Below are 10,514 nucleotides of genomic sequence, written 5' to 3' on the forward strand. Positions count from 1 at the left end.
TCCTGGATTCGTTCGTCGCGAGGCCCAATACGTTTTGGCAGTAGGGCTAATGCAGAGACCTCCCAACGTGGGGATGGCGACACGCCATCGTCGCACTGACGGCCGCGTGTCGCCTGTCATCCCCCCGAACCCACCCGCGGTTCGGTCTTCCCCTTTCCGTTTCGTCCCCTCCACTCACCCGTCCGCTGGCGCTACTCGTCGGGCAACCGCTCGGAGAGTCGGTCGAACCGCTCCCGGGCGGACTCCCGACGCTCCCCTTCCGCGTCCGCTCGGTAGGTCGCCTCGAGCAGCGTTCCGTCCGTCTCGACTCGAACGTCGAAGACGGCCCCCTCGTGGCGGCCCGCGGCCGGCAGGGCGTCGACGCCGACGACGAGTTCGTCGACGACTGTCGGCCGTCCGCCCGCCGTTCTGTCCCTGGGCGCCTCGCCAGACACGTTCTCGGCCGCCCCGTCGTCGTCCCCATCGTCCTCGAGCAACAGCACCGCTTGCTCCCCGTCGACGATGCGGTCGAGGACCCCGGTGTAGGTTTCGCTCATCGGGGGAGCGTACGGGCGGGAGTGCTATCAAACGAGGGCCGGACTTCGTCGGCGCGTGGGCGCTCGCCCCCGTTCGGTTCTGTCGCGAGCGACGACTGCGCATCGGCTTTCCGCTCGAGTAGCGCTTCGGGATCGGTCGGCCCCTCGCGTTCGGTCGCAACGTCGATCTCACTGCCGTCGGTCGCAAGAACGACGGTTCCGTGGACGCCGGTCCAGTAGGTCTCGACGCCACGGTCGGCAAAGGCCGAAAGCACCTCGTCGTGGGGGTGGCCGTACCGCGAGTCGAGCGGGCTCGAGACGACGGCCACCTCGGGGGCGACCGCGTCGAGGAACGGATCGGTCGAAGAGGTCGAGGAGCCGTGATGGCCCGCCTGATAGGCGTCGGCCGCGAGGTCCTCGCCGCGTGTTTCGACCAGTCGGCGTTCGGCCCGCTCGGCGATGTCACCGGTTGTCAGGTAGGAAAAATCACCGTACTCGAGCGCGAGGACGACGCTGTTGGCGTCGATGTCGTCACCGGTCCCGTCTTCGGGCGGGTTCAGGACGGTCGCCTCGAGGCCGTCGCTCTCGAGCGGGAGGCGATCGCCCGCGGCGACTTCGTACAGCGTCACGTTGTAGGCCTCGACCGCGTCGAGATACTCGTCGTAGGTCGCGGTCGTGTGCGGAACCCCGGAGTCGTAGACTGCACCGACGCCGTCGCCGTTCGTCTCGAGGGACTCGATGACCGTGGGGTGGCCGCCGACGTGGTCGGCGTGACTGTGGGTCGTGACCAAGTGGTCGATCCGGTCGATGTCGTGGGCCTCGAGGTAGTCGACGACCGTCGCACCGTCGTCGCGATAGTCGCCGGTGTCGATCAGGATCGTCTCGTTCGACGGCGTGACCACGAGCGTCGAATCGGCCTGTCCGACGTCGATGTGGTGGATCTCGAGGTCGCCGCCGGGACCGGCCGTGGCGGTCCCGTCGCCGTCCACGCCGCCGAACCCGCCGCTACACCCGGCGAGAACGAGCAGTCCCGCGACCACGACGACCGTGCTGGTTCGACCCATTCGTATCGTGACGGACGGCTGCGGGGACAATGTGCGTTCGGACCCCTCCGATCACGGAACTGCTTGGACGGCTGACCGGAACGAGCAAGCGCCGACGGCGGCGGAACGAGGTCGACGGCGGTGGACCGTCGAACACAGTCCTCAGAACGCGTCGCCCTTGAAGCTCGTCTCCGCGTGCAGCCCGTCTTTGAGCGCGTCGTGGACCTTGCAGAGTTCGAAGGCCCGCTCGAGGATCTCTTCGCCGGTGTCGTCGTCGACGTCGGCCGCGACGCGGATATCGAAGCTGATCGACTCGAGTTTGTCGTCGTCGTTGAGGTCGCCGTCGATGTCGATCTCGATCCGGCCGAGATCGTCGGCCCCGCGCTGCTGGCCGCCGACCCGCAGCGCCGGGACGTAACAGGAGCCGTAGGCCGCAAGCAGCGTCTCGAGGGTGTCGGGGGCCGCCTCGCCGTTGGCGTCGATGGTCGTCTCGAAGTCGCGGATCTCGTTGGTCGCGCTGTACCCCTCGTCGGAAACGGTGGTGACCTGCTTCGCCATAGCACTCGAGTCGTCTACGAGCGATGGTGTAAACGTTTGGTCGGTGGCTCCGTGAGTCGGAATCGCGGCGTCTGGCCTGCACCTGCAGCGTGGTTCGACTTGCCGGTCGCGGGCCAACGTCCGCGGACGAACGATGGTGTCTCTCGACAGACGGTCGATCAACAGGCTCAGCGTCCTCTCGACGCTGATCGACAGCGCGCTGGAGTTTCGACGGGGGCGGCCGAAGAGCGGATTCCTGCTTTTCGGCGCTGCCGCGCTCTCCGCACGGCTCCCGGGCATCGGAACGGGCGCGTCGCTGGCCCTTCGAGCAATGCGGCGGCTCCGCTAGCGGGTGATTCGATGGTCGATGTCACCGGTCACCTCGCGATGGCGCTGTTGTTCGCTGCCCCAGCGTGGCTCGTCTGGGGTCGCCGAGCGGCGCTTGTGTTCGCCAGCTTCACGCTGGTGACGGCCATGCTCCCGGACACCGATCTCGTCTTGCAGGGCGTTCTTCCGATCAGCCATCACGGCGTGACCCATACCGTGCTGTTCGTGGCGCTGAGTAGCGTCCTCGCCGGCGCGGTCGCGGCCCGGTATCTCACCGACTGGTTCAACGCTACCCGCTGGATCCGAAGCACCGACATCGGGAGCGAGGCGGTCTTCGTGTTCGCGACAGCGGGGCTGCTTACCGGCGGTATCAGCCATCTGTTTGCCGATATCCTCTCCGCGCCTGACATCGCGCCTCCGCTCTCGCCGTTCTGGCCCGTCTATTCCGACCCGGTGATCGTCGACGTCATCTACTACGATTCACCGGTGTGGAACTTCGGCCTGTTCGGCGTCGCCGTCGCCCTCCACTTGCTGCTCGTCTGGAACGATCGGTATCCGCTCGAGACGCGCTACCGAATCGGAAGCACCGAGCCGTCCGCTACCGGTACTGACGACTGATCGCTCGGCCGGGCCAAGAAAAGGCGATCGCGAGTTACATCGACCGACTCGCCCGTCGCGGACCTCCGCTCAGCCCTCGAGTTCGAACGGCTCGTCGGCCTCGATCGTGTGGACCTCGGCGTCGCTCCCGGTTCCGCGGACCTCGCTGGCGAAGTCCTCGGGGTCCTGCTCGATCGGTGGGAACGTATCGTAGTGCTGCGGGAAGGCGTGGTCGACGTCGAGCCAGTCGACGGCGACGGCGGCCTGCATCGGCCCCATCGTGAAGTGGTCGCCGATCGGGACGATCGCCGCGTCGGGCTCGAGATAGGGGCCGATGACGTCTTTCATCTCGCTCATCAGGCTGGTGTCACCGGCGTTGTAGATCGTCGTTGACTCCTCATCTGCGACCTGGGTCGGCTTCGTGTCCGAGATGACGAACCCGGCCGGCATGCCGGCGCTTTTCTCGTTCTCGGTCATGATCCCGTTCGTGTGGTCGGCACGGGTCATGGTGACGTAGGCGTCGCCACACTCGACGGTGCCGCCGAGGTTCATCCCCATCCCGCCGACGGCGTCCTCGAAGCCGAACTCCTCCTCGCAGTAGGAAACGAGTTCCGGCGTCGCGACCAGCGTCGCGTCCGAGAACTCGCCCGCGTGAGCGATGTGGTCGGCGTGGCCGTGTGTCAACAGCACGTAGTCAGGCTGATCGACGTCTGCCGGCTCCAGATCCGTCTTCGGGTTGTCGAAGAACGGATCGATCAGCAGCTCCGTCTCCCCCACGGTGACGTGCCACGTCGAGTGGCCGTGCCAGGTAAGTTCCATAGCATCCGCTCGGTTCGGGCGAATGCAACTTAAAAGTGGGCGAGGCGGACGACCACTCGAGCTGACGGCGTCAGGATGTCGCGGTCAACGGGTACCTGACCCACCATCGGGGACCGTCGGCCCGCCGTCCCCGAAGTGGACGATCACCATAATTTATGCCTCAGCTCTTGCTACGCCAGCAAGCCGCAGGCGAACTGACACACCACGCATGCGGCGGTGGTCCCCGTGGCCGGCCTTGACAGGTCGTTGCGGGGATCACTGGCTTTCTAGTGGCTCTTGAAACGATTCACACACCGATCGCAACGCTGCCCTGCGATCGGGTGTACATTGACTTTCAAGAGCTACTATAGGCAGCCGCCGGTCGACCGGCGATGCCGTGGCGTTTTTTAGCTCCGGTTCGTACGGCGACTATGCTCGCGCTTACGCTCGAGGAGTTCATGGTAGAATTGAACGACGGTGCGATCAAGAACGTCGGACCGAACAACAAGGCGGCGACGGCCAAGCTGTTCGACGTGGAGTCGGCGGAAGCGCGGGAGTTCGGCGACAAGCGCGTCAAGTTCGTCTTCGAGGACGAGGACGACAACGAGATCCAGATCTCGCTGTTCCCGGAGGACGTCCGTAAGCTGGTCGACGACGTCGAGGCCCTCGAGGAGGAGTCGCCGGTTTTCGACTGAGCGGTTTGCCGTCCCGATTTCCCGGTGGGACCGCAGGGCGGTCGCGGTCCCACTGGCAATGACGGACAGCAGACCGATGACGCCGGCCCGCGGACCGGGTTCGGCTGGCGAACGCATTCCGACAACCGTTTTAGGGCGAAACTGCTTGGTCCGAGTAGATGGGTAACTGTATCATCTGCGGCACACCCGTTGATGGCGAGATCTGCGAGAGCCACGAGGAGGACGCCGTATTCGAATTCCGCGGCACCGCCGCCTCACAGCTCACCCCCGGTCGGTACTACCGGGGTACCGTCGACGGCTACGCCGACTTCGGTGTCTTCGTCGACATCGGAGATCACGTCACCGGACTGTTGCATAGAAGCGAACTCGACCAGCGACTCGAGAGTCTCGACTGGGAACCGGGCGACGACGTCTTCGTTCAGGTCCTCGACGTTCGGGACAACGGCAACGTCGACCTCGGCTGGTCGATCCGCCAGCGCGAACGCGAGTTCCGCGGCAAACTGATCGAAACCGAGGACGACGAGTTCCAGCCCGACGACCTCGAGGACGATGCCGACGCCGAGACTGGCGACGCCGGCGCGACCGAGTCGTCGACCGACGACGCCGACGCCGCCGAGGAGACAGAAGCGACGACGACCGACGACCGCGACGCGAAGGCCGGCGAGTTGCAAGCCGCCGCCGAGGAGACCGAAACCGAAGCCGAAACGGTCGACGAGCAGCCCGCGGCCGCCGAGGCCGCCGGCGCTGTCACGAGCAGCGGCTCGGTCGCGACCGAGTCCGCCGCCGCCTCGACCCCCGCCACCGACGACGCGGCCGACGCCGAACCCGAGGCCGAGGACGAGCCCGCACTCAAGCGGACGACCGTCGAGGCCATCGAGAACCAGGTCGGTAGCGTCGTCCGCCTCGAGGGCGAAATCACCGGCGTTCGACAGACGAGCGGTCCGACGGTGTTCGAACTGACGGACGAAACCGGCAGCGTCGAGTGTGCGGCCTTCGAGGAGGCCGGCGTTCGCGCCTACCCCAACGTCGAGATCGACGACGTCGTCGCTCTCGAGGGCGAGGTCGAACACCACCACGGCGATCTGCAGGTCGAGACCGAATCCCTCGACGTTCTCGAAGGCGACGACCGCGAGCGCGTCGTCGACCGCCTCGAGACGGCGATCGAACGCGAGGCCCGTCCGGCCGACGTCGCGCCGCTTGCCGACCACGAGGCCGTCGCGGCCGTCGAGGACGGCGTTGCCGACGCGGCGACCGCGATCCGACGTGCCGTCATGGAGGCGCGTCCGATCGTCGTCCGCCACGGTGCGACCGCCGACGGCTACGTCGCCGGTGCAGCGATCGAACGCGCCGTCCTTCCGCTGATCCGGGAGAAACACACCCGCGACGACGCCGAGTATCACTACTTCGAGCGCCGACCGCTCGACGGTCGCGTCTACGACATGGACGCCGCCACGGGCGATGTCACCTCGATGCTCGAGGCCCGCGACCGCCACGGCGAGCAGCTGCCCTTAGTCGTACTGGTCGACGCCGGCTCGACCGTCGAGTCCGTCGACGGCTACGACCTGCTCTCGCTGTACGACGCCGACTCGCTCGTGATCGACGACAGCCGAGCCGACGAGGAGGTCACCGACGCCGTCGACCTCGCCGTCGCGCCCTCGCTTGCCGGCGTCGACGTCTCGGACGTGACCTCGACGGCGCTGGCGGCCAACGTCGCCGCCCACGTCAACGACGACGTCCGGGCCGACCTCGAACACCTCCCCGCGGTCAGCTACTGGGAGGACACCCCCGAGGCCTACCTCGAACTCGCCCGCGAGGCCGGCTACGACGAGACCGGCATCTCCGAGCGCCGCGAGGCCGTCGCCTTGCAGGCCTACTACCAGTCCTACAAGGACAAGCGCGAACTCATCATCGACCTGCTGTTCGGCGACGGGGACACCGAGCGCCCCCGCGACGGCGACCTCGCCGCTCACGTCTCCGAACAGTTCCGCGACAAACTCGAGACCGAACTCGAGACGGCCCGCGAGAACCTCTCCGTGCGGGGCGTCGACGGGGTTACCGTCTCCGTTCTCGACACCGACGCCTTCACGCACCGGTACAACTTCCCGACCACGATCTTGCTGCTGGACGCGCTCCACCGCAGCGAACGCGACCGTGCCGACCCGCCGGTCGTCACGCTCGGCGTCGGCGACGACGAACTCCACGTCCGTGCGAGCGAACCGGTCGACGTCCGCGAACTCGGCGACGCCATCGCCGAGGCAGTTCCCAACGGCGGCGTCACCGTCGTCGGCGGTCAGGACGGCCACGTCGAGTTCCTGCCCGGCGAACGCGATGCGGTTCGTGAGGCCGCGCTCGAGGCGCTCGGCGAGACGCTCGCGTAAGCCCCGTTCTTCCTCCGTCGTCCGCTTTCACCACGAGCGACAGCGACGCCGTTCCGTGACCGACCGATCGGGAGTCCGTTCGGCTCGCCGATCGACGATCCCCTCGGACCACCAACGTATTTCCGCTCCACATCGAATGTATCCGTATGAGCGGACTCGAGGGGAGCAGCCACAAACCGGGCGACGACGATCCGTGGACCCGACTCCGTGAGAACGCCACCGGGATCGTCTCGTTGCTCGTGACGGCGATCTGGATGGGAGCGATGTTCACCGGTCAGGACTGGTGGCTCGCGGCGTTGCTCGTCGGCTATATCGCCGTCGTCCCGGTCGTCGCGATCCTGTTCGGCGACGAGGATGACATCGAGGAGTGGGCCGACGAGTTCCGCTCGTCGGCGGGGACCGAACGAACCGAGGCGACGACCGACACCGCGACGGACTCGCGTGACGCCCTCGAGACGCTGCGCGAGCGCTACGCCGCGGGTGAGTTGAGCGACGAGCAGTTCGAGCGCAAACTCGAGCGCCTGCTGGACACGGAGTCGCTCGAGGACGCCCGGGAGTGGACACGAGAGCGCGACCGGACCGGCAACGGGGTTCCTGAACGGGACCTCGAGTACGACCGGTGACGGTACGGACGGCTGACAGTCGCTTTCGGGCCGTCCGCGACGTCCTGCGATCGTACTGGGGACCCGTTCTAACGGTCCGGCTCAGTCGTCGGTCGGTTCGGCGTCGTCCGTTCGCTCGACGCGGTCGGGGCGTTCGACGGCGTCGGGATCGGGCCAGGTGACGCTTCCGAGGAACGGCACGCCGATCTGTTCGGCGGCCCGGGCGATCATGTGGGTGCCCGTCGGCACCGTCAGGAACAAGAAGCCGATCCCGATAAGGGCGGTCAGCCCCTCCGATCCGGGGCCGAACTCGACGAAGCCGGCCAGGAAGATCGCGGCGGTGCCAAGCGTCGTGGGCTTGCTCGTGGCGTGCATCCGGTTGTAGACGTTGGGCAGGCGAAGCAGCCCGATCGTCCCGACGGTTAGGAAGAAGACCCCGATGGCGATCAGGCCGACGACGACGGCGGTGTGGATCATTCGATCACCTCCCCGTCGGTGACGAACTTGGCGACGGCGACGGTCGCGATGAAGCCGATGATCGCCAGCACGAGGCTCACCGTGATGAAGAGGCCCCGACCGGTCAGCAGCGCAAAGAGGACGGCAATCGCGATGACGTTGGTCGCGATGGCATCGAGCGCGACCACTCGATCCGGGTTCGTCGGCCCGCGGATCACCCGGTAGCCACAGGCGACACAGAGGCCACTGACGACCACGAGCGCGGCCCGGATCGCCGTCTCGAGGACGGCGGGATCGCTTTCAGTCATCGCCGACACCTCCACGTTGGCGGTCCGCCGTACTGTCTCTTTCCCCGCCGGAGACGACGATCGGCCGCGGCTCGTCGTCGGGCGAGGCGTCCTCGGCGAATATCTCGAGGGCGTAGTCCTCCCAGGTACGGATCGGCTCGGCGATGGCCTCGGGGTTCCGGCCGTTGACGCCGTGGACGTACAGGGCGTTGGTCTCGTCGTCGTAGTCCAGGGTCACCGTGCCGGGCGTGATCGTGATGCTGTTGGCGATGACCGTGACCGCGACGTCGGACTCGACACGCAGCGGTACCAGGATCACCTCGGGCTCGATCGGCATGCCCGGCGAGAGGACGCGGTAGGCGACGTCGACGTTCGCCCACAGGAGTTCCCGCGTGAACGCCCCCAGATAGAGCCCGGCGTAGGGGAGCGCACGAACCCCGCGGCCGAGATCGAGTCGCCGACCGTAGAGCCGCCGGAACACGTACGCGATCGGCAATCCGACGATCAGTCCCGAGAGGAAGCCCCGAAGCAGCGAGATCGGCGTCAGCGGCTGGCCGACGACGAACACCCACAGGACGGCGAAGACGACGCCGACGACCGGCCAGGTGCGAACCCGCATTAGTGATCACCCCCGCTCGAGCCGCCGAGTTCGCTCGCGTTCTGCGGGTCGACGGCGTCGACGTAGGTATCCGTATCGAGGGCGGCCTCCGCGGCCGTTTCCGCGAACTCGTAGACGGGATCGAAGCCGACTCCGACTACGACGATCGTGGCCGCAAGGACCACGAGGACGCCCACTTCGACGGGATCGATCGTCGCCGCGTCGACGGCGTCGGTTCGAGCGCCCCAGAAGCTCCGGTTCCACATGCGAGTCGCGTACGCGATCGTCAACAGTGAGCCGACGAGCAGGAGGACGAGAACGGGGCCGGCCCCCGCCCGCGCCGCGGCGTCGAAGACGAGGAACTTACCGAAAAAGCCCGACAGCGGCGGGATGCCGACGAGCGCGAGCGAGGCGATAAAGACCGCGATGGCAAGCGGTGGCGACCGGCCGGCCAGCCCGCCCAGATCGGCGAAGCGGCTCGTCCCCGTCGCCGAGCGCACGGTCCCGACCGCGAGGAAGAGCAGTCCCTTCGCCAGCGTGTGATTCAAGGCAAACACCAACGCGGCGATGATCGCGAACTCGCGAAGCGTCGGGTCGACCGTCGACGCCGCGATCGCGACCGGAACGGCGATGAAGCCGACCTGGCCGATGCTCGAGTAGGCGAACACGCCCTCCATGGTGTCGCGGCCGACGGCCCCGATGCCGCCCACGAGGATACTGCCGGCGCCCATGACGAGCAGCGCCGCGCCGACGAACGGCAGCGGCGAGTCGCCGGCGATCGCGGCGTCGACGACCGGCAGCGGGAGATCGACGGCGACCTCGGCACCGGCAAAGACCGTAAAGGAAAGCCGGATGATCGCGTAGATGCCGACCTTCTTGGTCGCGCCGGCGAGCAGGGCGGTGATCTGGGGCGGTGCGGCCCGGTAGGCCGTTGGGATCCAGAACTGGAAGGGGACCAGCCCGGCCTTGATCGCGAACACCGACAGGAGCATGCCGAGCAGGCCGACGACGGGCACGGGCTCGAGGCCGTAGGCGGCCGGCTCGGCGAGCCGTTGGGCGAGATCGGCCATGTTGAGCGTGCCGGTCGTCGCGTAGATCCCGCCGACGCCGAGCAGGAAGACGGCGCTTGCAAGCAGATTGAGCGCGACGTACCAGAACGCGGCGCGGGTGTGTTGGGGACCGCCGCTGTAAGCAACGAAGACGTAGCTGGCCATCAGCATGACCTCGAACCAGACGAAGAGGTTGAAGAGGTCGCCGGTGAGGAACGCTCCCGTCACGCCCAGCGCGAGGAAATGAAAGAGCGGGAAGTAGTAACTCCGACCTTCCCCGCCGGGGAGGTGTCTGGTCGAGTAGACCAGCGATCCGATGCCGAGGATCGCGACCATCGTCAGCATGAACGCCGAGAGGCCATCCGCGACCAGCGTGATCCCGAATGGGGCCGGCCAGTCGCCGACCTGGTAGGTCGCGATCCCCGGCGCGCCCGGCGCGAGGACGATATACCAGTCGATTGCCGCCACTGCGAGCCCGTAGCCCGCACCGGCTGCGAGGCTCACGGCCGCTCGAGCCCGGGGGTGGCGGCCGAGAAACAGCGTCGCGGCGGCCGCGACCAGTACGATCAACATCGGCGCGATCACGAGCTGTGACTCGGTTCCGACCGGCGTCGCGGTCATCGTCGTCATCG

13 protein-coding genes are annotated in these 10,514 nt (G+C 67.3%); 5 read left to right on the forward strand and 8 right to left on the reverse strand.

What is annotated here, in order from left to right:
- Positions 1–191 precede the first annotated feature (191 nt).
- The 3 genes from NATPE_RS06900 to NATPE_RS06910 form a co-directional block, all read right to left on the reverse strand.
- Positions 192–536 (reverse strand): hypothetical protein, encoded by a 345-nt coding sequence (locus NATPE_RS06900; RefSeq protein WP_006179467.1) that lies wholly within the window; start codon positions 534–536, stop codon positions 192–194.
- Complete coding sequence (locus tag NATPE_RS06905; protein WP_006179466.1) at positions 533–1,579, reverse strand: ComEC/Rec2 family competence protein; 1,047 nt, start codon at positions 1,577–1,579, stop codon at positions 533–535. Before NATPE_RS06905 ends, NATPE_RS06900 begins: the two co-directional genes overlap by 4 nt.
- Positions 1,580–1,720: 141 nt before the next feature.
- Entirely contained in the window at positions 1,721–2,116 is a 396-nt protein-coding gene (locus tag NATPE_RS06910; RefSeq protein ID WP_006179465.1) for an OsmC family protein, read from the reverse strand.
- Positions 2,117–2,249: 133 nt separating this feature from the next.
- Here NATPE_RS06910 and NATPE_RS06915 point away from each other — a divergent pair, with 133 nt between their 5' ends.
- Together NATPE_RS06915 and NATPE_RS06920 are read left to right on the forward strand one after the other, a co-directional pair.
- Positions 2,250–2,444 (forward strand): hypothetical protein, encoded by a 195-nt coding sequence (locus NATPE_RS06915; protein WP_006179464.1) that lies wholly within the window; start codon positions 2,250–2,252, stop codon positions 2,442–2,444.
- Positions 2,445–2,455: 11 nt separating this feature from the next.
- Positions 2,456–3,040 carry a metal-dependent hydrolase gene (locus tag NATPE_RS06920; RefSeq protein ID WP_006179463.1) on the forward strand — a complete coding sequence of 195 codons (585 nt, stop codon included), beginning with the start codon at positions 2,456–2,458 and terminating at the stop codon, positions 3,038–3,040.
- Positions 3,041–3,109: 69 nt separating this feature from the next.
- On the opposite strand, the gene NATPE_RS06925 is transcribed toward NATPE_RS06920, so the two are convergent.
- Positions 3,110–3,838, reverse strand: coding sequence for a metal-dependent hydrolase (locus tag NATPE_RS06925; RefSeq protein ID WP_006179462.1), 729 nt, complete (start codon positions 3,836–3,838; stop codon positions 3,110–3,112).
- A gap of 410 nt (positions 3,839–4,248) precedes the next feature.
- Here NATPE_RS06925 and NATPE_RS06930 point away from each other — a divergent pair, with 410 nt between their 5' ends.
- From NATPE_RS06930 to NATPE_RS06940, 3 genes are all read left to right on the forward strand, one after another.
- Entirely contained in the window at positions 4,249–4,512 is a 264-nt protein-coding gene (locus NATPE_RS06930) for a hypothetical protein (protein ID WP_006179461.1), read from the forward strand.
- 158 nt (positions 4,513–4,670) lie between these two features.
- On the forward strand, positions 4,671–6,890 hold the full coding sequence (locus NATPE_RS06935) for a DHH family phosphoesterase (protein ID WP_006179460.1): 2,220 nt from the start codon (positions 4,671–4,673) through the stop codon (positions 6,888–6,890).
- A 146-nt stretch (positions 6,891–7,036) separates the two neighbouring features.
- Positions 7,037–7,513, forward strand: coding sequence for an SHOCT domain-containing protein (locus NATPE_RS06940; RefSeq protein ID WP_006179459.1), 477 nt, complete (start codon positions 7,037–7,039; stop codon positions 7,511–7,513).
- 81 nt (positions 7,514–7,594) lie between these two features.
- Here the strand turns inward: NATPE_RS06940 and mnhG are convergent, their stop codons facing one another.
- The 4 genes from mnhG to NATPE_RS06960 are packed head-to-tail and all read right to left on the reverse strand — an operon-like array spanning position 7,595 to position 10,503.
- Positions 7,595–7,969: a monovalent cation/H(+) antiporter subunit G gene (gene mnhG / locus NATPE_RS06945; protein ID WP_006179458.1), complete on the reverse strand. Its 375-nt coding sequence runs from the start codon at positions 7,967–7,969 to the stop codon at positions 7,595–7,597.
- Entirely contained in the window at positions 7,966–8,256 is a 291-nt protein-coding gene (locus NATPE_RS06950; RefSeq protein ID WP_006179456.1) for a monovalent cation/H+ antiporter complex subunit F, read from the reverse strand. Before NATPE_RS06950 ends, mnhG begins: the two co-directional genes overlap by 4 nt.
- The gene (locus tag NATPE_RS06955) at positions 8,249–8,854 is read right to left on the reverse strand and encodes a Na+/H+ antiporter subunit E (RefSeq protein ID WP_006179454.1); all 606 of its coding nucleotides are present in this window, start codon (positions 8,852–8,854) and stop codon (positions 8,249–8,251) included. Before NATPE_RS06955 ends, NATPE_RS06950 begins: the two co-directional genes overlap by 8 nt.
- Positions 8,854–10,503, reverse strand: a complete 1,650-nt coding sequence (locus tag NATPE_RS06960; RefSeq protein WP_172637294.1) for a complex I subunit 5 family protein — start codon at positions 10,501–10,503, stop codon at positions 8,854–8,856. Before NATPE_RS06960 ends, NATPE_RS06955 begins: the two co-directional genes overlap by 1 nt.
- Positions 10,504–10,514 lie beyond the last annotated feature (11 nt).

Origin of the sequence: Natrinema pellirubrum DSM 15624, assembly GCF_000230735.2 — an archaeon.
GTDB lineage: Archaea > Halobacteriota > Halobacteria > Halobacteriales > Natrialbaceae > Natrinema > Natrinema pellirubrum.

What these genes read in the sequence shown, in the direction of transcription:
- NATPE_RS06950 (WP_006179456.1), bottom strand. Translation starts at nt 8,256, where the DNA reads ATGACTGAAAGCGATCCCGCCGTCCTCGAGACGGCGATCCGGGCCGCG.
- NATPE_RS06930 (WP_006179461.1), top strand. Translation starts at nt 4,249, where the DNA reads ATGCTCGCGCTTACGCTCGAGGAGTTCATGGTAGAATTGAACGACGGT.
- NATPE_RS06935 (WP_006179460.1), top strand. Translation starts at nt 4,671, where the DNA reads ATGGGTAACTGTATCATCTGCGGCACACCCGTTGATGGCGAGATCTGC.
- NATPE_RS06940 (WP_006179459.1), top strand. Translation starts at nt 7,037, where the DNA reads ATGAGCGGACTCGAGGGGAGCAGCCACAAACCGGGCGACGACGATCCG.
- NATPE_RS06915 (WP_006179464.1), top strand. Translation starts at nt 2,250, where the DNA reads ATGGTGTCTCTCGACAGACGGTCGATCAACAGGCTCAGCGTCCTCTCG.
- NATPE_RS06920 (WP_006179463.1), top strand. Translation starts at nt 2,456, where the DNA reads ATGGTCGATGTCACCGGTCACCTCGCGATGGCGCTGTTGTTCGCTGCC.
- mnhG (WP_006179458.1), bottom strand. Translation starts at nt 7,969, where the DNA reads ATGATCCACACCGCCGTCGTCGTCGGCCTGATCGCCATCGGGGTCTTC.
- NATPE_RS06960 (WP_172637294.1), bottom strand. Translation starts at nt 10,503, where the DNA reads ATGACCGCGACGCCGGTCGGAACCGAGTCACAGCTCGTGATCGCGCCG.
- NATPE_RS06955 (WP_006179454.1), bottom strand. Translation starts at nt 8,854, where the DNA reads ATGCGGGTTCGCACCTGGCCGGTCGTCGGCGTCGTCTTCGCCGTCCTG.
- NATPE_RS06910 (WP_006179465.1), bottom strand. Translation starts at nt 2,116, where the DNA reads ATGGCGAAGCAGGTCACCACCGTTTCCGACGAGGGGTACAGCGCGACC.
- NATPE_RS06925 (WP_006179462.1), bottom strand. Translation starts at nt 3,838, where the DNA reads ATGGAACTTACCTGGCACGGCCACTCGACGTGGCACGTCACCGTGGGG.
- NATPE_RS06905 (WP_006179466.1), bottom strand. Translation starts at nt 1,579, where the DNA reads ATGGGTCGAACCAGCACGGTCGTCGTGGTCGCGGGACTGCTCGTTCTC.
- NATPE_RS06900 (WP_006179467.1), bottom strand. Translation starts at nt 536, where the DNA reads ATGAGCGAAACCTACACCGGGGTCCTCGACCGCATCGTCGACGGGGAG.